The organism is Paracoccus maritimus, assembly GCF_025195095.1.
Classification (GTDB): domain Bacteria; phylum Pseudomonadota; class Alphaproteobacteria; order Rhodobacterales; family Rhodobacteraceae; genus Paracoccus; species Paracoccus maritimus.
The window spans coordinates 121,906-143,925 of record NZ_JANAVZ010000008.1; the positions used below are offsets into that span (position 1 = coordinate 121,906).

Annotated in this window: 23 protein-coding genes; 11 read left to right on the forward strand and 12 right to left on the reverse strand. The window is 64.7% G+C overall.

From position 1 onward, the window contains the following. Positions 1-47 precede the first annotated feature (47 nt). From flaF to carB, 4 genes are all read left to right on the forward strand, one after another. Positions 48-395 (forward strand): flagellar biosynthesis regulator FlaF, encoded by a 348-nt coding sequence (flaF, locus tag MU516_RS14495; RefSeq protein ID WP_209057151.1) that lies wholly within the window; start codon positions 48-50, stop codon positions 393-395. Beyond that, positions 392-796 carry a flagellar biosynthesis repressor FlbT gene (gene flbT, locus MU516_RS14500; protein WP_260277987.1) on the forward strand — a complete coding sequence of 135 codons (405 nt, stop codon included), beginning with the start codon at positions 392-394 and terminating at the stop codon, positions 794-796. Before flaF ends, flbT begins: the two co-directional genes overlap by 4 nt. A gap of 7 nt (positions 797-803) precedes the next feature. After that, positions 804-1,583 carry a DUF1217 domain-containing protein gene (locus tag MU516_RS14505; protein WP_260277989.1) on the forward strand — a complete coding sequence of 260 codons (780 nt, stop codon included), beginning with the start codon at positions 804-806 and terminating at the stop codon, positions 1,581-1,583. 476 nt (positions 1,584-2,059) lie between these two features. Continuing rightward, positions 2,060-5,398 carry a carbamoyl-phosphate synthase large subunit gene (carB, locus tag MU516_RS14510; protein ID WP_260277991.1) on the forward strand — a complete coding sequence of 1,113 codons (3,339 nt, stop codon included), beginning with the start codon at positions 2,060-2,062 and terminating at the stop codon, positions 5,396-5,398. 24 nt (positions 5,399-5,422) lie between these two features. Here carB and MU516_RS14515 read toward each other — a convergent pair whose 3' ends face one another. After that, positions 5,423-6,259 (reverse strand): hypothetical protein, encoded by an 837-nt coding sequence (locus tag MU516_RS14515; RefSeq protein WP_260277993.1) that lies wholly within the window; start codon positions 6,257-6,259, stop codon positions 5,423-5,425. A gap of 95 nt (positions 6,260-6,354) precedes the next feature. Beyond that, entirely contained in the window at positions 6,355-6,882 is a 528-nt protein-coding gene (locus tag MU516_RS14520) for a BrnA antitoxin family protein (protein ID WP_260277995.1), read from the reverse strand. 190 nt (positions 6,883-7,072) lie between these two features. Here MU516_RS14520 and serB point away from each other — a divergent pair, with 190 nt between their 5' ends. Further along, on the forward strand, positions 7,073-7,951 hold the full coding sequence (gene serB / locus MU516_RS14525; RefSeq protein WP_260277997.1) for a phosphoserine phosphatase SerB: 879 nt from the start codon (positions 7,073-7,075) through the stop codon (positions 7,949-7,951). Here the strand turns inward: serB and MU516_RS14530 are convergent. After that, entirely contained in the window at positions 7,941-8,948 is a 1,008-nt protein-coding gene (locus tag MU516_RS14530; protein ID WP_260277999.1) for an NAD(P)H-dependent flavin oxidoreductase, read from the reverse strand. The genes serB and MU516_RS14530 overlap by 11 nt on opposite strands. Positions 8,949-9,056: 108 nt before the next feature. On the opposite strand from MU516_RS14530, the gene MU516_RS14535 reads away from it, so the two are divergent. Next, positions 9,057-9,815, forward strand: coding sequence for a TSUP family transporter (locus MU516_RS14535; RefSeq protein ID WP_260278064.1), 759 nt, complete (start codon positions 9,057-9,059; stop codon positions 9,813-9,815). 129 nt (positions 9,816-9,944) lie between these two features. Here MU516_RS14535 and MU516_RS14540 read toward each other — a convergent pair whose 3' ends face one another. Further along, entirely contained in the window at positions 9,945-10,931 is a 987-nt protein-coding gene (locus MU516_RS14540) for an asparaginase (protein WP_260278001.1), read from the reverse strand. A 154-nt stretch (positions 10,932-11,085) separates the two neighbouring features. Here MU516_RS14540 and MU516_RS14545 point away from each other — a divergent pair, with 154 nt between their 5' ends. Together MU516_RS14545 and rlmN are read left to right on the forward strand one after the other, a co-directional pair. Continuing rightward, complete coding sequence (locus MU516_RS14545; RefSeq protein ID WP_260278003.1) at positions 11,086-11,607, forward strand: invasion associated locus B family protein; 522 nt, start codon at positions 11,086-11,088, stop codon at positions 11,605-11,607. A 126-nt stretch (positions 11,608-11,733) separates the two neighbouring features. Continuing rightward, positions 11,734-12,906: a dual-specificity RNA methyltransferase RlmN gene (gene rlmN / locus MU516_RS14550; RefSeq protein ID WP_260278005.1), complete on the forward strand. Its 1,173-nt coding sequence runs from the start codon at positions 11,734-11,736 to the stop codon at positions 12,904-12,906. Between the two features lie 543 nt (positions 12,907-13,449). Here rlmN and MU516_RS14555 read toward each other — a convergent pair. Beyond that, on the reverse strand, positions 13,450-14,274 hold the full coding sequence (locus MU516_RS14555; protein WP_260278007.1) for an LOG family protein: 825 nt from the start codon (positions 14,272-14,274) through the stop codon (positions 13,450-13,452). Positions 14,275-14,388: 114 nt separating this feature from the next. Between MU516_RS14555 and dapD the strand changes: the two genes are divergently transcribed. The 3 genes from dapD to MU516_RS14570 all read left to right on the forward strand — a co-directional run bounded on the left by dapD (position 14,389) and on the right by MU516_RS14570 (position 16,311). Beyond that, complete coding sequence (dapD, locus tag MU516_RS14560; RefSeq protein ID WP_260278008.1) at positions 14,389-15,210, forward strand: 2,3,4,5-tetrahydropyridine-2,6-dicarboxylate N-succinyltransferase; 822 nt, start codon at positions 14,389-14,391, stop codon at positions 15,208-15,210. Continuing rightward, the gene (locus tag MU516_RS14565; RefSeq protein WP_260278009.1) at positions 15,207-15,659 is read left to right on the forward strand and encodes a YaiI/YqxD family protein; all 453 of its coding nucleotides are present in this window, start codon (positions 15,207-15,209) and stop codon (positions 15,657-15,659) included. The genes dapD and MU516_RS14565 overlap by 4 nt, the downstream gene beginning before the upstream one ends. 73 nt (positions 15,660-15,732) lie before the next feature. After that, positions 15,733-16,311, forward strand: coding sequence for an exopolysaccharide biosynthesis protein (locus tag MU516_RS14570; RefSeq protein ID WP_260278010.1), 579 nt, complete (start codon positions 15,733-15,735; stop codon positions 16,309-16,311). 13 nt (positions 16,312-16,324) lie between these two features. Here MU516_RS14570 and MU516_RS14575 read toward each other — a convergent pair whose 3' ends face one another. From MU516_RS14575 to MU516_RS14605, 7 genes are all read right to left on the reverse strand, one after another. After that, positions 16,325-17,125 (reverse strand): crotonase/enoyl-CoA hydratase family protein, encoded by an 801-nt coding sequence (locus tag MU516_RS14575; RefSeq protein WP_260278011.1) that lies wholly within the window; start codon positions 17,123-17,125, stop codon positions 16,325-16,327. A gap of 66 nt (positions 17,126-17,191) precedes the next feature. Further along, positions 17,192-18,118 carry an AEC family transporter gene (locus tag MU516_RS14580; RefSeq protein ID WP_260278012.1) on the reverse strand — a complete coding sequence of 309 codons (927 nt, stop codon included), beginning with the start codon at positions 18,116-18,118 and terminating at the stop codon, positions 17,192-17,194. Between the two features lie 165 nt (positions 18,119-18,283). Next, positions 18,284-19,264 (reverse strand): iron exporter MbfA, encoded by a 981-nt coding sequence (gene mbfA, locus MU516_RS14585; RefSeq protein WP_260278013.1) that lies wholly within the window; start codon positions 19,262-19,264, stop codon positions 18,284-18,286. 6 nt (positions 19,265-19,270) lie between these two features. Next, the gene (locus MU516_RS14590; RefSeq protein ID WP_260278014.1) at positions 19,271-19,561 is read right to left on the reverse strand and encodes a sulfurtransferase TusA family protein; all 291 of its coding nucleotides are present in this window, start codon (positions 19,559-19,561) and stop codon (positions 19,271-19,273) included. Then, positions 19,531-20,049 (reverse strand): DUF2478 domain-containing protein, encoded by a 519-nt coding sequence (locus MU516_RS14595; RefSeq protein WP_260278015.1) that lies wholly within the window; start codon positions 20,047-20,049, stop codon positions 19,531-19,533. The genes MU516_RS14590 and MU516_RS14595 overlap by 31 nt, the downstream gene beginning before the upstream one ends. Positions 20,050-20,058: 9 nt before the next feature. Then, entirely contained in the window at positions 20,059-20,682 is a 624-nt protein-coding gene (locus tag MU516_RS14600) for a response regulator (RefSeq protein ID WP_260278016.1), read from the reverse strand. A gap of 11 nt (positions 20,683-20,693) precedes the next feature. After that, on the reverse strand, positions 20,694-22,019 hold the full coding sequence (locus MU516_RS14605; protein WP_260278017.1) for a histidine kinase: 1,326 nt from the start codon (positions 22,017-22,019) through the stop codon (positions 20,694-20,696). Position 22,020 lies beyond the last annotated feature (1 nt).

Consider the following 22,020-nt stretch of genomic DNA (forward strand, 5'->3'; position numbering starts at 1 on the left):
TACACCACACCACATCGGGAATCACGATATTGAACGCGGTAACACCCTTGTCTGAGACCGGCTATGGCGCCAACGCCGTCCGGACGGCGCGCGACGCCGAATACGATATCCTCTCGCGTGTCACGCGGCTGCTGAAGCAGTCCGACCGCACCGGTCGCAGTGCCGATACGGTCATGGCGGTGCACAAGAACAACCAGCTCTGGACCATCTTCGCGTCGGATCTTGCCGATCCGCAGAACGGGCTGGCGGATGAGATCAAGGCAGGTCTGCTGTCCCTGGCCGGTTTCTCGCTACGCCACGGCCACGCGGTGCTGTCGGGGTCCGCCACGACCGATGCGCTGATCGACATCAACATGTCCATCATGAAAGGATTGCGCGGCGAGGCCGACATATGAGCGGTCTGGTCCTCAAGCTCGCCCCGAACGAGCGCGTGCTGATCAACGGTGCCGTGATCGAGAATGGCGACCGCAGGTCGAAGATCGCGATCAAGACGCCGAACGCGAACGTGCTGCGCCTGAAGGACGCGATCCATCCGGATCGGGCATGCACGCCGGTGGCGCGGGCCTGCTATATCGCGCAGCTGATCCTGTCGGGGGATGCCGATCTGTCACAGGGGCGCAAGCAGCTTCTGCTTGCGATGGAACAGTTGAGCCAGGTTTTCGACGATCGCGACAGTCGCAGAGTCCTTTCGGATGCGACGGTCCACGCGGTCGATGGCAATGCCTATCAGGCACTGCGAAGCCTGCGGCAGCTTCTTCCCAGAGAGGCGCGGCTGTTCGCTGCCCGGCAACAATGAGGTTGGCATGACGGCTGCGATCACCTTCGGCGCGGGCGGCCTGCTGGGATGGCGGGTTCTGAAGCAAAGCGAGGATCGGCAGATGGAAATTCTGTCGAAGGATCCGGGCCTGCAGCGCAACACCGCATATTTCAGGCAGAATATCGAGACCGCCTTGACCGCCGAAGATCTGGTCAAGGACTATCGCTTGCTGAACGTGGCGCTGGGCGCCTTTGGTCTGGAAGCCGATATCTCGAACAAGGCCTTTATCAGGCAGGTCCTGGATTCGGATGTCAGCGACCGCACGTCACTGGTCAACCGGCTCAGCGACAAGCGGTATCTGCGACTGGCAGAGGCACTTGGCTATGGCGCGGGCGCATCTGCCGCGGACGAGCTGGGCGAGAAGGTATCTGCCGCATATCTGCAGCGAGAGTTCGAACGGCGGGTCGGCGAAGGCGACGAAAACCTGCGCCTTGCCCTGAATGCACGCCGCGAGTTGCAGGGGTTCGCCGGACGCGATTCCAAGGATTCGACCCTGTGGTTCGAGGTGATGGGAAACCCGCCGCTGCGCGAGGTGTTCGAAGGCGCCTTCGGTTTCGGCAACGCCTATGGCAAGCTGTCCATCGATCGCCAGCTGGAGGAATTCACGAAGGCCTCTGAACGCTATCTGGGCAGCGCGTCCTTCGCGGATATCGCCACCGATCAGGGCATAGACAAACTGGTGCGCAACTTCCTTGCGCGCTCGCAACTCGAACAGGTTCAGGTCCAGAACCGCTACAGCGCCGCACTGACCCTGCTGTCCTCGTAGGACAACGAATTTTTCGGGCCATCCACACGCCATCGAACGGATCGGGCGTCGCACATGGCGTGTGGCCAGACCCCATCCGTGTCGCGACCTGATGTTCGCAGACAGGACGGCCCTCGCGATTCGCGAAAAATCCCGGACGCTGCGCAGTATTTGTCGCGTCAGGCAAGTCGCGTCCCTCGGTCATCCGTGACCCTGACGCCTGGCCATCCGTGACCTTGACGCCTGAGCGCCTCAGGAACAACAGGGTGCGATCAGTGACCGGCCGCGCCTTCGGGCATGATCATTCGCCTTGGTCTCGGGGCCGACCGCATCTTCTGGATCCACCAAACGCCTTGTCGACCGGCGTCCGCGGCACGCGGCGTTTCGTATCGCGGGGTCGATTTCATCCCGGATGCGGCTTCTTGCCTTGAACCCCGGGCGTGCTTGGCTATAACCCCGGACGATTTGCGCAGATCCAAGCCAGCCCCGGAGGCTCCATGCCGAAAAGAACCGATATCAAGTCCATCCTGATCATCGGGGCAGGGCCCATCGTCATCGGGCAGGCCTGCGAGTTCGACTATTCCGGCGCACAGGCCTGCAAGGCCCTGCGCGAGGAAGGCTATCGGGTGATCCTCGTGAACTCGAATCCCGCGACGATCATGACCGATCCCGAAATGGCCGACGCGACCTATATCGAACCGATCACGCCGGGCATCGTCGAAAAGATCATCGCCAAGGAGCGCCCCGATGCGCTGCTGCCCACGATGGGCGGGCAGACCGGTCTGAACACTGCGCTGGCGCTGGCCGATGCCGGGGTTCTGAACCGTTACGGCGTCGAACTGATCGGGGCGCAGCGCTCGGCGATCGAGATGGCCGAGGATCGCAAGCTGTTCCGCGAGGCGATGGACCGGATCGGTCTGGAAAACCCGCGCGCCACAATCATTGCCGCCCCCAAGCTGGCCAGCGGCAAATACGACATCAATGCCGGCGTCCAGCAAGCGGTCGAGGCGCTGGAGGACATCGGCCTGCCCGCCATCATCCGTCCCGCCTATACCCTGGGCGGGACCGGCGGCGGAGTCGCCTATAACCGCGACGATTATGAACGGATCGTGCGGTCGGGGCTGGATGCCAGCCCGGTCGCGCAGGTGCTGATCGACGAAAGCCTGCTGGGCTGGAAGGAATACGAGATGGAGGTGGTGCGCGACCGCGCCGACAACGCCATCATCGTCTGTTCCATCGAGAACGTTGATCCGATGGGGGTTCACACGGGCGATTCGATCACCGTCGCCCCCGCGCTGACCCTGACCGACCGCGAATATCAGCGGATGCGGAACGGCAGCATTGCGGTCCTGCGCGAGATCGGCGTCGAGACCGGTGGTTCGAACGTGCAATGGGCCATCAATCCCGAGGATGGCCGGATGGTCGTGATCGAGATGAACCCCCGCGTCAGCCGGTCCTCGGCGCTGGCGTCCAAGGCGACCGGCTTCCCGATCGCCAAGATCGCCGCAAAGCTGGCCGTGGGCTACACCCTGGACGAGCTGGACAATGACATCACCAAGGTCACGCCCGCGTCGTTCGAGCCCTCGATCGACTATGTCGTGACCAAGATCCCGCGCTTCGCGTTCGAGAAATTCCCCGGATCGAAGCCCGAGCTGACCACCGCCATGAAATCGGTGGGCGAGGTCATGGCGATCGGACGCAGCTTCCATGAATCGCTGCAGAAGGCCCTGACCTCGATGGAGAACGGCCTGACCGGGCTGGATGAAATCGTCATCGAGGGCGCGGCGGAACAGGGCAAGCCCGCCGTCATCGCCGCGCTTTCCAGGCAGACCCCGGACCGTATCCGCATCATTGCCGAGGCGATGCGCTTCGGCCTCTCCGATGACGAGATCCAGCGTGTCACCAGCTTCGATCCGTGGTTCCTGGCGCGCATCCGCGAGATCATCGACGCCGAACACCGCGTGCGCGAAAACGGCCTGCCCGTCGATGCCGACGCCCTGCGCGCGCTGAAGATGATGGGCTTTACCGATGCCCGGCTGGCGCATCTGACCGGCGGCGAGGAATCCGATATCCGCCGCGCCCGCGCCGCCGCCGGCATCCGTCCCGTGTTCAAGCGCATCGACACCTGCGCCGCCGAATTCGAGGCCCAGACCCCCTACATGTATTCCACCTACGAAGCCCCCGCGATGGGCGACGTGGAATGCGAATCCCGCCCCACCGACGCGAAAAAGGTCGTCATCCTCGGCGGCGGCCCGAACCGCATCGGCCAAGGCATCGAATTCGACTATTGCTGCTGCCATGCCTGTTTCGCGCTGACCGACGCGGGCTTTGAGACCATCATGGTCAACTGCAACCCGGAAACCGTCTCGACCGACTACGACACCTCGGACCGGCTATATTTCGAACCGCTGACCCTGGAACATGTGCTGGAAATCCTGCGCGTGGAACAGGAAAACGGCACGCTGCACGGCGTCATCGTCCAGTTCGGCGGCCAGACCCCGCTGAAGCTGGCCAACGATCTCGAGGCCGAGGGGATCCCGATCCTGGGCACCACCCCCGACGCCATCGACCTGGCCGAGGATCGCGAACGCTTCCAGGACCTGCTGAACCGCCTGAACCTCAAGCAGCCGATCAACGGCATCGCCAGCAGCGACGATCAGGCCATCGCCATCGCCGAACGCATCGGCTTCCCGCTGGTCATCCGCCCCTCCTACGTGCTGGGCGGCCGCGCGATGGAGATCGTGCGCGACATGGACCACCTGAAACGCTACATCACCGAGGCGGTGACCGTCTCGGGCAAGAACCCGGTGCTTCTGGACAGCTACCTGTCCGGCGCGATCGAGGTCGATGTGGACGCGCTGTCGGATGGCGACAATGTCCACGTCGCCGGCATCATGGAACATATCGAGGAGGCGGGCGTCCATTCCGGCGACAGCGCCTGTTCGCTGCCCCCGCACACGCTGGACGCCGCCACGATCCAGGAACTGAAACGCCAGACCACCGCGATGGCCCGCGCCCTGCGCGTGGTCGGGCTGATGAACGTCCAGTTCGCGCTGAAGGACGGCCAGATCTACGTGCTCGAGGTCAATCCCCGCGCCTCGCGCACCGTGCCCTTCGTCGCCAAGGCCACTGACAGTGCCATCGCCTCCATCGCCGCGCGCCTGATGGCGGGCGAGCCGATGTCGAACTTCCCCGAACGCGACCCCTATCCCGAAGGCGTCGGCCCCGAGGATGACCTGCCCTTTGCCGATCCGCTGACGCTGGCCGACCCGATCACGCCGTGGTTTTCGGTGAAAGAGGCCGTGCTGCCCTTCGCCCGCTTCCCCGGCGTCGATACGCTCTTGGGCCCCGAAATGCGCTCGACCGGCGAGGTGATGGGCTGGGACCGCAACTTCCCGCGCGCCTTCCTCAAGGCGCAGCTTGGCGCGGGCACGCTGCTGCCCTTCGAAGGCCGCATCTTCATCTCGATCAAGGACGCCGACAAATCCGACGCGCTGGCCGACGCCGCCCGCGATCTGGTCCAGATGGGCTTTTCGCTGGTCGCCACCTCGGGCACGGCCGATTTCCTGGGCCAGCACGGCGTCGCCACGACCCGCGTGAACAAGGTCTATGAGGGTCGCCCGAACATCGTGGACCGCCTCAAGAACGGCGACATCGCCATGGTCCTGAACACCACCGAGGGCACCCAGGCCATCGCCGACAGCCGCGAGATCCGCGCCGTCGCGCTGTATGACAAGATCCCCTACTTCACCACGGCCGCCGGCAGCATCGCCGCCGTGGCGGCGATCAAGTCACGCGAGGAGGGGGAAGTCGGGGTCAGGTCGTTGCAGGCGTGACGCGTCGCCTGCAAGCCGCCCAGACTACTCGCCGTTGGCCGCCTCTGAAGTGATCATCAGAACACCCTCCGGCCATTCATAGACAAAGGCGCGCAGCATGATCGCCAGATCCTGCGCGAAATACAGCCGTTCGGCGGCGTTCCACAGAAAATCCTGCGGCAGGCTCATGCTGCAGGACAGGGCGTTGTGGGGCCGCGAATTCAGGCTGCGGCGCATCAGCGTCGGGTTGAAGTGATACAGGCCTCGCGCGCCGGCGACCGATCCGGCCGCGAGGATCTGAAACGGATCTTCGTCCTCTCGGATGCCAAGGCTGTGCGACAGCTTGCGGGCGACATCGGCCGTGGTGATGTTCGGCGCGGCGCCGGGGAATCCGATCAGCACGTTTGCGCGGCGCACATTCAGTTCGACGCAAAGGCTCAGCGCGCCCCGGTCGCGCGGCAAATGCACCAGATAGTCGGCCTTGCAGGCGCCCCGCCGATGGTTCAGCAGCACCTTGGCGCGGTTTTGCGGGTTCGGGTGCGGCGAGGCGGGAAACTGTTCGGGGTCGCGATAGCGGGCCTCGCCCTCGGATACGGTGGCCAGCGCGAACGGGATCGTTTTGGTCAGGAAGTGCTCGGTCCGTTCGGTCAGGTTGCGTTCGCCAGCATAGGAGGTGGCAAAGACCACCCCAAGGATCGACACCGGCGTGATGATGCCCAGAAGATAGGCGCTGGCCGACAGCGCGGAATCGCTGGTCTTGCCCGTGATTGCGTCGATGAAAATGTAGATGCCGCTGAACAGGCAAAAGATCAGCAGGGCTGCCAGCGCGGTCTTGACCCAGACAGGCAGGGAAATCAGGCTGATCTGGCTGAGGAAATTCATCCATCCGTCCGCGTGCTGTCACGACCCTGACAGCTTAGCGCAGGCTGAGGAGGCGTCAAACATTGATGCGTGCCGTGGCTGTCGCGTCTGGCCCCTCACACCTCCCCGATCCCGTTCCGCTTCTTCATCTCCTCCATCAGCGCCTGCCGCGCCACGGGGGACATCGTGGTGACGCGCTGGGGCATCGGCACGCCGCCCTTGTCGCGCCAGCCCTCGGGGTTTTCGGGGCCCAGCATGTCGTCGCGCTTGCGCTGATACTCGCCGAACTCGGGGCGCGGGCCATCCAGCATCTGATCCTCGCGCCGGGCCAGGTAATCCATCGTCTCGCCGCCATGGATCAGCCCGGCCAGGCGCGCATGCATCCAGACCGACATCAGCCGGTTGACGCGCACCTGCCAGTCCGGCCCCATGCTGCGAAAGAATTTCACGATGTCCTCGTCCAGCCGCAGCGTGACCCGCGTCTTGGCCTTGGCCGGTTTCTCGCGCGCGATCTGGTGCCATTCCTCGGGGATCCGCATCCGGTCCAGGATGGTGCTGTGCAGGTCCCATTCAAGTTGCCGCATCGCGTCGGCCATGTAGTGGTAATTCACCCGCCGCGTCTCTTCCGCCTTGCCGATGCCCATCGCCGTGCCGCCCCGTGCTTGCCAGTGTCTGCCCGTGACGACGGTGGCGCGGGGCGGTTAACGCGGCCTTAACGGGCCGTGCGTTGTCGGTGTACGCGCTGTGCACGCCCGGTGCCGCGCGGGTGCATGGCTTGTGCGGCGGCGATCTTCGGCCTAGACGGCGTGCCGAGGATGCCCAAGGAAGACCGCCATGCACACCGTCTCGCTGATCGCCGCGCCCACCGTCGCCAATCTTGAAAGCGCGCTGCTGGACGGGCTGGCAAAGTCTTGGGATGGCGGCAGCCCGCGCTGGCTGAACCCTGGAATCGCTGGGGAATTCGACATTCAGGCGCTGCCCGACGACGCCGAACAGGTCTGGTCGGACCTGCAGACGATCGGCATCGACCTGGCCATTCAGCCCACTGCCGCGCGGCATAAATCGATCCTGCTGGCCGACATGGATTCCACCATGATCGATCAGGAATGCATCGACGAACTCGCCGCCTTCGCCGGCGCCGGCCCCCGCGTCGCCGCCATCACCGCCCGCGCCATGAATGGCGAGCTGAACTTTCACGAGGCGCTGGTCGAACGCGTCAACCTGTTGGCGGGATTGCAGGAATCGGTAATCGAAGAAGTCCTGGCGACGCGCATCACGCTGGCGTCGGGCGGTCGCGAACTGGTCGCCACGATGCGCGCGAATGGCGGATATGCGGCGCTGGTGTCGGGCGGGTTCACCTCGTTCACGGGCCCGGTCGCCGCCCGGCTCGGCTTCGACGAACACCGTGCCAATACGCTGCTGGCCGAAAGCGGGGTGCTGACCGGCCATGTCGCCCTGCCGGTGCTGGGCCGCGAGGCAAAGATCGAGGCGTTGCGCGACGTTGCTGACGCACGCGGCCTGACCCCGGACGATGTAATTGCGGTCGGCGACGGCGCCAACGATCTGGGCATGCTGCAACTGGCCGGCACAGGCGTCGCCCTGCACGCCAAGCCCGCCGTCGCCGCGCAGGCGAAGATCCGCATCAACCACGGCGATCTGACCGCCCTTCTGTATCTTCAGGGATACCGCGCGACCGAGTTCGTCACGGACTGATCGCGGCGATTGTCTCGGCTGCGGGCCTTGCGACCGCAGCCGCCGCCCCGGTGCCGGCCCAGAACGCGCCAAACCCGGTTTCTCCGGTTGCCAAGGCTGCGGCGTTCAGCGCTTTTCCTGCATCGTAGGTCACGGGATAGGCAGGGGCTTCAGCGCCATCTATCGCGGTGAAAAGATTTTCCAGTCCGCGCGCCGGCCGGCCCGATATCGCCCTGGTCATGCGGGTGCGGCCAGTACCCATCGCCTCTCGATGGGGCGCTGAAGTCGCGGCTTCGGGGGCAAGCAGGAATGCCGTCCCGCATTGCACGGCCACGGCCCCGTCGGCGATTGCGGCACGTGCGTCCTGTCGCGTCATGATCGCCCCGGCAGCGATGACCGGCAGTCCCAGTCCGGTAATCTGGCGCAGCAGCGGTCGTGTCTGCAAGCTGGGATCCTCGGCATCAGGATCAAACATTCCGCGATGGCCGCCGGCCTGCCAGCCCTGCGCCACGATCACGTCCAGACCGGCGGCCACGATCAGGCGCGCCTCGACCAGATTCGTGGCGGTGGCCATCAGAGCCGCACCCGTCTGACGCAGGGCGGCAATCTGGTTCGCCGTGGGCAGGCCGAAATGAAAGCTGATCGCGGCGGGCCTGACCTCTTGCAGCAGGCGCATCATCGGGTCGTTGACCCGAAAACTTTGATAGATTTCGGACAGAGATTGCGGAGGCTGGGCGTTGAACCGCGCAAATTCGGGCCGCAGTCGGTCCAGCCAGGCTGCTTCACGCGCCGCGTCCCGGACCGCCGGGGCGTGGCAGAAAAGGTTCACCGCAAAGGGACGCGCGGTCAGCGCGCGTGTCTGTGCGATGGCGCTTCTTGCCCCGGCCACGTCCAGCGCCCCAAGCGCGACCGAACCCAGCGCACCGGCATTGCATGCGACCGCTGCCAGCGCCGGGGTGGATACGCCGGCCATCGGGGCTTGAACGATCGGATGCCGCAGATCCAGCTGTTCCAGCATGACGTGATCCCTTTTGTTCCACTGCCAATCTATCTCACGCCGGGAACGGTGAAGGAACCCGGTTGCCAAGGGCTTTACAATCCGGTGTCCGCGGCGCAATGGCCGATCATGTTGGATCTGAGCCTGAATCTTGTCTTGGTGCTGATCGCCGCGGGTTTCGCGGCCGGGTTCGTGGATGCCATTGCGGGCGGTGGTGGCCTGATTACCGTTCCGGCGCTGATGCTGGCCGGGGTGCCGCCGGCGCAGGCGTTGGCCACCAACAAGGTGCAGGGCGTGTTCGGGGCGGCGACAGCGGCGATCAGCTATGCCGCGCGCGGCCTTGTGAATCTACGTCAGCAATGGCGCATGGCGCTGCTGGCCGGGGCCGGAGGCATTCTGGGCGCAGCGCTTGTGACCCGTCTGCCGACCGAGGGTTTGCGGCTGGCCTTGCCGGTCGTCCTGATCGGAATCGCGATCTTCTTTGCGGTGAAGCCCGGCTTGGACGATCTGGACCGGTTGCGCCGGATGTCGCCCGTGCTGTTCGGCGCGCTGGTCGTGCCGCTGATCGGTTTCTATGACGGCCTGATCGGCCCCGGCGCCGGGTCCTTCTACATGATCGCGTTCGTGTCGCTGGCTGGATACGGCGTGCTGAAGGCCACAGCGCATACCAAGCTTCTGAACCTGTTTTCCAATCTGGGTGGATTGCTGACCTTTGCCTTGGTCGGATCGCCGCTTTGGGGGCTGGGGTTGATGATGGGGCTGGCCCAGATCGCCGGGGCGGCTTTGGGCGCCCGGCTGGCGGCGCGGATCGGATCACGCCTGATCAAGCCGCTGCTTGTGCTGACCTCGACCGTGCTGGCGCTGCGACTGATCTGGGAGATGATCTGACCGGCGTCCGCGGGCGGGCCGGCGTCCACTCTGCCAAGGGACGCCGACCGATCTTCGCCCGGAGGGAGGCGGTGGGGGAACCGCCCTCATCGGCATCCAAGCAGAAAACTGCGTCGGATTCGTGACGATTTAGGCCGGAAATCCCGGCGCGGTTCGCATTTCTCCGGTCACGATGCCGCGCCAGTTGCGGATCGGGCCGGTCAGAAAAGTCTGAACTGCGGGCTGGGCGCGATCCAGCACGCCCAGATGGACGAGAATTGCGGTGATCGCGGCTTCTGCCGCACGGGTGCCGCCATCGGCAATCTTCAGCGCGACGCCCAGCCCCTGTTCCGGCAGGATTGCCACGAAGACGGCTTCTGCCCCGGTCTTTGCCGCGACATGTCCGCCCATTGCCCGCATCAGCAATGTGCAGGCCCTGCCTTCCCCCGCGACCAGTTCGGGATGCGCCCGCATGGCGTCAACCAGACGCTTCATGGCCCGGCCGCGACGATCCGATCCGGGATTTGCGAATGCCGCCATGGCGCGTCCAAGCCCCTCGAGCGAGCACGACCAGTTCGGCGCCGAACAGCCGTCGATCCCATAGCCGGGGCTGATCTCGTCGGTGACCTCCTCGAAGGCGGTTTTCACCGCCTGCTGGATCGGATGATCGGCATCGACATAGTCGGGGCCGCCGCGCAAATGCTGGTTCAGCGTCAGGAACCCCGCATGCTTGCCCGAGCAGTTGTTGTGTAACTGGCAGGGACTTTCATCCGAACATGTCAGGCGACGGTTCTCGTCGCGGTCGCGGGGCATGTGGCTGCCGCAGCGCAGATCCGCCTCGGACAGGCCAACGGTGTTCAGCCAGTCGCCGACCGCGCTGACATGCATCCGCGCTCCGCTGTGGCTGGCGCAGGCCAAGGCCAGATGTCGTTCGGTCAGACCAGCGGCGTCGGCCGCACCGCTTTCGACCAAAGGCAGCGCCTGTATCATCTTGCACGATGATCGCGGAAATATGATCCGCGATGGTTCGCCCCAGGCCTCGACCACGCCCCTGCGGTCGCAGACCACTGCGTGCCCGCGATGCAGGCTTTCGCGCTGGCCTCCGCGCCACAATTCGATCAATTTGGCTGAACGCATCGCAATCTCCCCCTGACAATTGCGCGATTTCATGCCTTGCGCTCTTTTTCGCGCAATGATTTTGGCTATCCTGATTGCAGAAGGTTGAAAAGACCACAGCAATCGGCAAGAACGCCGGGCAAAGCGGCGAAGCGAAACGGCAGGAGGCCAGAGCATGAAGAATACCACGCTGCGCGGCATGGCAGCCATTGCGGTCCTGATGGCGGGGCTGGGTTCGGCGGTCGCACAGGAATCGACGAATGTGGTCGCGACCGAGGATGACTGGACCGTCTTTGCGGCCGACAATCCGCGGGAATGCTGGGCGGTTTCACCCCCGAAATCCACGCTGAACACCAAGGACGGCGAAGAGGTCGAGGTGACGCGGGGCGACATCCGCCTGTATGTCGCCTATCGTCCAGGCAATAACGGCGAGGTCTCGTTCACCGGCGGCTATCCGTTCGCCCCCGGCTCGACGGTCGAGGTCGATATCGGCGGACAGAAGTTCAACCTGTTCACCGAGGGCGAGAATGCCTGGACCGGCAGCCCGTCCGAGGATCAGAAGCTGATCGGAGCCTTGCGCGCAGGGTCGTCCGTCGTGGTCACCGGCCGTTCTTCCCGCGGCACGACGACCAAGGACACGTTCAGCCTGATCGGCATTACCGCCGCGACCAACACCGCGAAATCACGCTGCGAGTGATCCCTTTGCGGTCGGGCCTTCCAGCCCTGCCGTGACAAGGGTGGCGGACTGCGAGGCAGAGGCCGGTTGAATTACCGGCCCATTTCGCTTATCTGCGGATCTTTCACGCGCAACTCTGGTAAATCCATGTCCGCTCCGATCACGCAGGATGTCCTGACCATTCCCCGCAAGCTGCCGGAAGGCGGTCGGGTGAACATTGTCGGGTTGACCCGCGAACAGCTTCACGACGCGCTGATTGCCGCGGGCACGCCCGAGCGGCAGGCGAAGATGCGTGTCGGGCAGATCTGGCAATGGGTCTATCACTGGGGCGTGCGTGATTTCGCGGCGATGACCAATCTGGCCAAGGATTATCGCGCGCTGCTGGCCGACCGGTTCGAGATTTCGCTGCCCGAGGTGGTGACGCGTCAGGTCAGCGCCGATGGCACGCGCAAATATCTGCTGCGGATTGCCGGCGGGCACGAGGTCGAGGCGGTCTATATCCCCGAGGAAGGGCGCGGAACATTGTGCGTCAGCAGCCAGGTGGGCTGCACGCTGACCTGTTCCTTCTGCCACACCGGCACGCAAAAGCTGGTCCGCAACCTGACACCGGGCGAGATCGTCGGTCAGCTGATGATCGCCCGCGACGATCTGGACGAATGGCCCACGCAGGGAACACCCAAGAACGAGACACGTCTGATCAGCAACATGGTGCTGATGGGCATGGGCGAGCCGCTTTATAACTTCGAGGGCGTGCGTGATGCGATGAAAGTGGTGATGGATGGCGAGGGGCTGTCGCTGTCACGCCGCCGCATCACGCTGTCGACCAGCGGCGTCGTGCCGGAAATCGCGCGCACGGCCGAGGAAATTGGCTGCCTTCTGGCGGTCAGCTTTCATGCGACCACCGACGAGGTGCGTGACAGGCTGGTGCCGATCAACAAGCGCTGGAACATCCAGACCCTGCTGGATGCGCTGCGCGAATATCCCCGGCTGTCCAATTCCGAACGGATCACCTTCGAATATGTGATGCTGGACGGAGTGAACGACAGCGATGAAGACGCGCGCAGGCTGGTCAGGCTGATCCGGGGCATTCCCGCCAAGATCAATCTGATCCCGTTCAACGAATGGCCGGGTGCGCCTTATCAGCGATCAAGCTGGGAACGCATCGAGTCCTTTGCGGACATCGTCCACAAGGCAGGCTATGCCAGCCCGATCCGTACCCCGCGCGGCGAGGATATCATGGCGGCCTGCGGTCAGCTGAAATCCGCCACCGAACGCGGCCGCAAAAGCCGTGCCCAGATCGCGGCCGAGGCGGCGGGATAATCGCGGCAAGACGTCCGAAATTGTGGTCATTCAAAGACTACTTTGCCAGACAAAGCTGCCTTTCAATGCGCTCCCTACATCACAGTTCTCGCACCGGTGGCAGTCAGGGACGCCACGTCCAAAACCTCGAAAATGTCGCCATCATGACTAACGAAAGCTCAGTTTTCGCAAACGAGCGCAGAGCGAGCAGCGCTATGATCGTGAAAAGGACGACAAAGAAAGTTCCGCCTTGCGACTTAAGAAAATGCTCGATGTCGCCAGCATACGAAAGTTCCTGACTGTCACTGACGTCGCTTCCTAATCTGCCTGTTAAATAGCCTCTAAGCTGCGTGGCTGTTGCCACAGCTTCCAGCCGTTCGCTTGATCGCTCAAGCAACGCGAACGCCGCATACCCCACAACCAAGATAAGGTACCCGAACTCGAACTATCCCTTTTTCATGTGCGCTCCGCTCTGCGTAGCCTGAGCTATTGCAATGATGCCAAGCGGCGGCAATGGCCTCGAAACGGCGGCAGCCCTCGCACAGGTTACATGATGTGTCCGCGCTAACAGGGTTCTTGCCAAGCATCGATGATCGCCACCGCGTCCTCGGCTGTTTCGACATAGTGGAACAGGTCCAGATCGGACTCGCTGATTGTGCCCGCTTCGGCCAGCGCCTCCCAATTCAGGATCCTGTCCCAGAACTCGGCCCCGAACAGCAGGATAGGGATCGGCTTCATCCGCTTGGTCTGCACCAGTGTCAGCGTCTCGAACAACTCGTCCAGCGTGCCGAAGCCGCCGGGAAAGACGGTAATCGCCCGCGCTCGCATCAGGAAATGCATCTTGCGGATCGCGAAGTAATGGAAATTGAAGCAAAGATCCGGTGTGACATAGCGGTTCGGCGCCTGCTCGTGCGGCAGCACGATACCCAGCCCGATCGACGCGCCACCGGCTTCTTCGGCGCCCATGTTGCCGGCCTCCATCACGCCCGGCCCGCCACCGGTACAGATGACGAATTCACGGCCGTAGGATTCCAGGCTGCGCCGCGTCATCTCGCGCGCGAAAAGCCTTGCCTGCTCGTAATATTTCGCCAGGTCCGCCAGCGTCTTCGTGCGGGCTTGGTCGGCATGTTCGGGCGACGGGATGCGCGCGCCGCCGAACATGACGACGGTGGATTCGACCCCGCGTTCGTCCATCACCATCTGCGGCTTCAGCAGTTCCAGTTGCAGCCGCAGCGGGCGCAGCTCCTCTCGCAGCATGAAATCGCGGTCGGTGAAGGCCAGCCGATAGGCGGGCGACCGCGTCTGCGGCGTATCGGGAATGCGATCGGCGCGGGCCGCGTCCTCGTCGCTGTGCGGAAAGGGGTGGGCGCGGTCTTCCTTGTCGGTCATCGAAAGCCTCGGAGGTGTTTCGCGGTCCGCGCGGATTGCGCGGCGCTTTTCACAGGCTTATAGCCCTGACGTGACAGTTTCCACCCGGACGCGACATATCGAGGAGAGGCCGCGATGACCCAAGCCCTGGAACATGCCATCGAAACCGCGTGGGACAACCGCGCCGATATCACCAGCGCCACGCAGGGTCAGGTCCGCGAGGCCGTCGATGAGGCACTGAACCGGCTGGACACGGGCGAGCTGCGCGTCGCCGAAAAAGGCGGTGCTGACTGGCATGTGAACCAGTGGGCGAAAAAGGCCGTGCTGCTGTCGTTCCGCCTGAACGACATGACCGAAATGTCGGGCGGTCCGCAGGGCGGCAACTGGTGGGACAAGGTGCCGTCGAAATTCGCGGGCTGGGGTGACAACCAGTGGCGCGCCGCCGGGTTCCGGGCGGTGCCTGGCGCGATCGTGCGGCGCAGCGCCTTCATCGGCAAGGGCGCGGTGCTGATGCCGTCCTTCGTGAACCTTGGCGCGCATGTGGGCGAGGGCACGATGGTGGACACATGGGCCACGGTGGGATCCTGCGCGCAGATCGGGAAGAACGTGCATCTGTCGGGCGGCGTCGGCATCGGTGGCGTGCTGGAACCGTTGCAGGCCGGACCGACGATCATCGAGGACGAATGCTTCATCGGCGCGCGGTCCGAAGTGGTTGAGGGCTGCATCGTCCGCGAAGGGTCCGTGCTGGGCATGGGCGTGTTCATCGGCCAGTCCACCAAGATCGTGGACCGAGAGACCGGGCAGGTCATGTATGGCGAGGTGCCCGCCGGGTCGGTCGTCGTCGCAGGCTCGATGCCATCCAAGAACGGCGTGAACCTGTATTGCGCCGTGATCGTCAAGCGGGTGGATGCAAGAACGCGCGCCAAGACGTCGGTCAACGAGTTGCTGCGCGATTGACGACGCTCTACATCGACGCGGATGCCTGCCCGGTGAAGGCCGAGGCCGAGCGTGTTGCGACCCGGCTGCAGGTGCCGATGGTTCTGGTCTGCAATGGCGGGTTGCGACCGTCACCGAATCCGTTGGTGTCCCTGCAGATCGTGGCCGAGGGGCCGGATGAGGCCGACAAATGGATTGCCGAGGCGTGCGGACCCGGTGACGTGGTGGTGACGGCGGATCTGCCATTGGCCGATCGCTGCCTGAAGGCAGGTGCGCAGGTGTTGCAGCATGACGGCGAGGTGCTGTCCGTGGCAAATATCGGTCCGCGTCTGGCGACCCGTGACCTGATGGCCGATATCCGGTCGGCGAACCCCTTTCATCAGGGTGGCGGCGCCGGGTTTTCCAAGGCCGACCGGTCTCGTTTCCTGCAATCTCTGGATCGACTGTTGCAGAGCGCGTTGCGCGACTAGGGATCCGAACTTTCGGCGCCGGATCCCGTTGCCTTGCAGCTTGCCGCGATCCGCGGCGCCTGAGGGGATGGGAATGGCAGAGCATGTCAGCATCGTCGGACTGATCGAACGCGTCGAGAACGCGTCCGGCGAAAAGATGACCAGCGTCGCGCAGATCCTGCGTGCGCTGGGGCAGAACTCGTTCACGCCAAACCTGTTGATCCCGGCTTTGGCGGTGCTGTCGCCGCTGTCGGGGGTGCCGCTGGTTTCAACATTCTGTGGCTGTCTGATCACGCTGGTCTCGGCACAGATGCTGCTGGGGCGCGATCATATCTGGCTGCCGCAGGCCCTGATGGCGCGACAGATCGGAACGGCCCGGCTGCGGCAGGTCGGCGATTTCATGAAGCGGCCGGCGCGCTGGCTGGACCGGGTGACGCGGCCCAGACTGCAGATCCTGTCCCAGCCGCCGTTCAGCCTCATCGCGCGTGTGATCTGCCTGTGCGGTGGCATGTTGATGCCATTCCTTGAACTGGTTCCGTTCACCTCGTCGATCGTCGGCGCGGTGGTCGCGCTGCTTGCGTTCGGCATGCTGGCGCGGGACGGGGTTTTCACGCTTGTGGCGTTCGTGGCGGTTCTGGTTCTGGCCGGGGGGCTGGTCTGGCTGCTTGTCTGAGGCTGCGGCCGCCTCAGCCCTGTGGCTTGATCTTGTTGGCCGTGCCCTTCGCGAACGCCTCCAGCCGTGCCCTGGCGGCGTCCTGCGTGTTGACCACACCCGCCACGACCGCCTCGGCATAGGCCGCGTCCAGCGCGCTCATGTTCTGCATGTGGCTGATGGCCGAACAGATCGCGAAATTGGAGAGCGGCGGATTCTGGGCCGCGTTCCTTGCAATCTCCCATGCCTTGGCCTCTGCGTCCTCGACCAGATACTGGCACAGGCCGACATCGACGGCTTCCTGTCCGCGATACAGCCGGCCCGACAGCATCATGTCGATCATGCGCGCCTTGCCGATCAGATCCGCGACCCGGATCGTCGCGCCGCCGCCGGTGAACAACCCGCGCTGGCCTTCGGGCAGGCCGAAATAGCTGTCGGTCCCCGCCACCCGGATATGCGCGGCGGACGCCAGTTCCAGCCCGCCGCCGACGACCGCGCCCTTCAGCACCGCGATGATCGGGACACCGCCATATTCCATCTTGTTGAACGCCTCGTGCCAGCGCAGGCAGACATGCATGAAATCGCTGGCCGAGCGGTTCTCGCGGTGATGTTCCACCAGATCCAGCCCGGCGCTGAAATGATCGCCGTTCGCACGCAGGATCGCGACCTTCACGCCCGCCCGCGGCAGTGTCGAGAAGATGTCGACCAGTTCGTCGATCGTTGCCAGATCCAGCGCATTGCGTTTCTCGGGGCGGTTCAGCGTGACGGTCGCGATGTCGTCGTCATCAACCTTTAGCAGGATGTTTTGCAGCCTCAGATCGCCGATGTCGCGCATGATACCCTCCCTCGTTTGGGCGGTGGCATAGCGCGGGTGGCGGGCATGGTCGAGGGGGATGAGGCGTCAGGTCTGGCCGATCAGCGCCATCACCACCGGCACGGTCAGGATGCTGGCCGCTGTCGAGATCAGGATCGCAGCCGAAACGCGTTGCTGCGCGACGCCGAAATATTGCGCGAGGATATAGACATTCCCCGCCACCGGCAGCGCAGCTGCAGCCATCATCACACCTGCCGCGAACGGGGTCACGCCGCAGGCCCAGGATGCCAGCCCGACCGCCGCCGGATGCAGCACCAGCTTTGCGAAGCTCAGCCATCCCGACGCCGCCACACGCTGCAACCGGCGCGCGGCCAGGCTGGCGCCGATGGCGAACAGTGCGCCGGGCGTGGCCGCGGCGCCAAGCAGCGTCAGGAATTCGGCGAACGGCCCCGGCATCGGCAGCCGCATCTGCGCCCAGATCAGCCCGGCGACCATCGACAGGATCATCGGATTGGCGACGATGCCGCGCATCACCGGCAGGATCGTGCGCAGCCGCAGTCCACCGCTGCGCGAGGCGTGGATGATCAGCGTGATCAGGGTTGAAAACACCAGCATGTCGATGGTCAGCACCATCAGAACCGGGCCGACCGCGCGTTCGCCCAGCAACACGACCAGCATCGGCACGCCAAGAAAGCCGGTATTGCCGATCATGCAGCACTGCGCCTCCATCGCGGCCTCGGGCACCGACAGGCCGCGCCAGCGGGCGGCGGCCATGCCGATCGCCCACACGGCGGTCGATCCGGTCAGATAGGCCAGCACGAAGCGCAGGTCGAACAGCGCGGCAAGATCCAGGCTTGCGGCAAACCGGAACAGCATCGCCGAGAGCGCGAAGAAAAAGACGAACTTCGTCAGCCAGGCTGCGCCTTCTTCGGGAAAGAAACGCGACCGCGCAGCCAGCCAGCCCAGCCCGATCAAGCCGAAGAACGGCAGTGTTTTCAGAAATACCGCCAGCATCAGAGGCGCTGCGCGATCGTCGGAAAGCCGGTCGGAATCTGTGGATCGGCAGGCAGGGCGCGGCGTGCGCGCCCGTTGGTCCGCATCGGTCTGGCGGCATCATTCGCGCGCCCCGGATCGATTCCTGTTGCTTGCCGAAAGGTCAAGCCGCCCCCTTGTCCCGGGTCAGCCCGAACCGATCAGCACCCCCGTCGCAAAGACCAAACCACCGCCCACGACGACTTGCAAGGCCGCCCGCCAGAACGGTGTCTTCATCCAGCGGTTCTGGATCCACGCGATGGCCCACAATTCGACGAACACCACGATGCAGGCGATGATCGTCGCGGTCCAGAAATGCGGGATAAGATAGGGCAGGGCGTGCCCCAGACCGCCGACTGCCGTCATCACCCCCGAGGCGATGCCACGCTTGATTGGCGAGCCGCGTCCCGACACCACGCCGTCATCCGATGCGGCCTCGGTAAAGCCCATGCTGATCCCGGCACCAAGGCTGGCGGCCAGTCCGACCAGGAACGTCGTCCCGGTGTCCTGCGTGGCGAAGGCGGTGGCAAAGATCGGCGCCAGGGTCGAGACGGATCCATCCATCAGCCCCGCCAAACCCGGCTGCACCCAGGTCAGGATGAATTCGCGGTGGGCGACGGCGTCCTCTTCCTCGCGGGCCTCGTCGGTCAGGTTCTCACCGGCAAGTTCGCCGGCGCGGACTTCATGGCCCCGTTCGGCAGCGGCCAGATCGCCCAACAGCTTGCGCGTGGCAGCATCGGAACTGGATTGCGCGGCGCGCGCGTAGAAATCGGCGGCGTCGTGTTCCATCAGCGCCGCTTCGCGGCGGATCGTGTCGAGCGACAGGTTCTGCATCATCCAGGCAGGACGTCGGCTGTAATAGCCGGCCACATGCTCGCGTCGGATCACCGGGATCGCCTCGCCGAAACGGGCGCGATACCCTTCGATCAGTCTGGCGCGGTGATCGTCCTCTTCCTCGCCCATCCCGTCGAAGATGGCGGCGGTGGCCGGATAATCGGTCCGCAGGAACTCGGCCCAGTTGCGATAGATGCGGGCATCATCCTCTTCCGACGAAATGGCCAGGGCCAGGATCTCGCGTTCGGTCAGGTCGGAAAACCGCTTTCGATTGCCAGGAATTCGTATCGTCATGTTCTGCTATCCACACATGTCCTTTGCCCCACGGGCTGGTGAATGCGCCTGGACCGTGTATTCGCGTGTACCGTTGTCCAGATCGCGCGCCTCGATCATGACATGACCTGCCTCGCGACAGAAATGCGGCACATCGACCGCCGCCATCGGATCGGTCGCAATCAGCCTCAGCCGGGTTCCCGGCGCGACACCTGCCAGGGCCTTGCGCAGCCGCAACACAGGCAGGGGGCACAGAAGCCCGCGCGCATCGATCGTGCCATCGGGAGTCACACCGCGCCCGTCGTCTGCGCCATGCACCAGCGATCCAGTTCGTCGGGCGCGATGCGTTCGGCCAAGTCGCCGCAGAACCGCGCGAAATCGGCCCTTTGTTCGGCCGGCACGTGCAGAAGCACCGGCAGTTCATCCGTGACGGCCTGGGCGATGATCGCGCGAAAACCGCGACCCACTGCCTCTTGCCGACCGAATTTCGGCAGGATCAGCAATTCGGCGCCGGCCAGTCGCGCGCCGACCCGCGCCGCCGCCATTTCCAGCGCGCCGGCATCAAGCCGGCAGCCGCTGGAGCCACGCCCCAGAGACTGGGAAATGCGGATCGGGCGATCTTCTTCGCCGATCACGATCACGTCCATGTCGCAGGCGCAATCCTCGCCCAGATCAAGATTTTTCTGGACGGCACCCGCGACGCGCAGGCCGGCATCCTTCAGGTCGCGCGCCAGCCGCGCCAGCATCCGGTCCGCCTCGCCAGGGGGCGCGCCGTCAGGAAGTCCAAACCATCCCAGTGTCGCCATGGCCCCGCCTCAGACCCCGCTGTCCAGTGCAAATTTCATCAATCCGTTGATCCCATCCACGCCAAGCTTCTTCTTCAATGAGGAAGACGTGTTCGCGGCGGTCTTGTAGCTGACGCGAAGTTCGTCGGCGATGGCCTGCAGGCTGAGTCCGCGACCGATCAGACCCAGCACCTGCCTTTCGCGGTCAGACAATGCAGCCAGCGGATCTGCGCTGGCCCCGGAGCGCAACGTGGCCAGCGCCAAAGCCTGCCGTGCCGACAGATAGAATTCGCCCGCCTCCAGCGTCCTCACGGCCTCGCGAAAATCGGCGGGTGGGGCGTTCTTGGACAGAAACCCCTGCGCGCCGGCCTGCAGCGCGCGGGCCGCGAAACCCGTCTGATCGTTCATCGAGAAGATGAGGATGCGTGCATCCGGTGCCAGCGCCTTCAGCGGCGCCACCAGATCAAGCCCGCCGGTGCCGGGCAGGCTGATATCAAGCACGATCAGCGCGGGCGCCGGTTCGTGGGCCAACTGCGCCAACGCATCCTCGCCCGACATTGCCTGTCCGACCGGGTCATAGCCCAGGTCGCGCAACAGGCGGCTGGCGCCCAGATGCGTGATCGGATGATCGTCGATGACCAGCGCTGTCTTCATTCCCTGTGGCCTCATTGCGCCCGCAGATGGGGCAGGCTTGCCTCGATCCGGGTTCCGTTGCGGTCCGATGACAGGGTCAGGGCGCCGCCAAGCAGGGTGATTCGTTCCCGCATCCCGGTCAGCCCGGTGCCCTCGCGGCTGTCCCCGGCAAATCCTTCGCCGTCATCGGTCAGGATCATGCGCCAATGTGCCGGATCGGTCCAGAGCCGGATCGCAAGCCGGTCGGCGCCGGAATGGCGCATCGCATTGGTGGTTCCCTCCTGCAGGATCCGGAACAGGGTGACGGCGGTCGCCTCGTCGGGTTCCGCCAGGCCATCGGCGATGTCCAGGTCGATGCGGATCTCGGGGAAGCGCCGTCGCAGATCGGCGACGTAATCGGACAGCACCGTGGCCAGCGGCAACTGGCCGATCGCGGCGGGGCGCAGGTCGCCCAGAAGGGCGCGGTTGACCCGTGCGATCTGTTCGGCGATCTCGGCGATTGCGTCCGCATGACCGCGGATCGTGTCGTCTGACGCGGCCTCGTGCAGCGCATCGATTTCGACCCGAAGTCCGAACAGGCATGGACCCATCTCGTCGTGAAGATCGCGGGCAATGGCCTTGCGTTCGGCGTCGCCGCGCCCGACCACTTGGCGTTGCAGCCGGCTGGTGTCGATCCGTGCCTTCTCAAGTGCATCCGCAAGACGGTCGACACCTGCGGCAAGGGGTGCAAGATCGGGCTGGGGCAGGGTGCCGACCCGCGCCGACAGGTCGCCACGGGTCAATTCGGCCAGCCGCCCGGTAATGCGCTGAACGGGCCTCAGGGCGCGTCGTGTGGCGATCAGGATCAGCAGCGCCTGCGCCCCCGCGGCCAGGGCAGCCAGTCCCAGAACGGTGCGGACCTGTCCCCACGCCGCCGCGATTTCGGGGCCGGGTTCGCTGGCGATATAGACATATCCGCGCAGCCGGCCCTCGATGCTGACCGGCAGCCGGGTCTCGTGTGGTTCCGGGGCAACCAGCGCCGCGAACCAGCGGGGGGCGGTGGCTTGGCGGGAATTCGGAACGAAGGGCTCTCGCACGATGCCCTCTCGCGCATCCAGAATACCGATATGGGTATGACGTGGCGGGATCAGACGTTCTGGCAGCAGGGCCATCAAGCGGTCGGGCGGCACCGCGCCCTGCATGGTTCCGATCGTTGCCAGCACAAGTGATCTGGCCGTCTGGGCGGCCAGTTCGGTCTCGACCGAGATTTCGCGGCGCAGATTGCCAAGGCTTGCCGCTGACAGCGCCGCGAACAGCATCAGCTGCACGACGAGAATCACCAGAAAGATGCGTGAGGTCAGGTTCAGCCGGTTCAACATG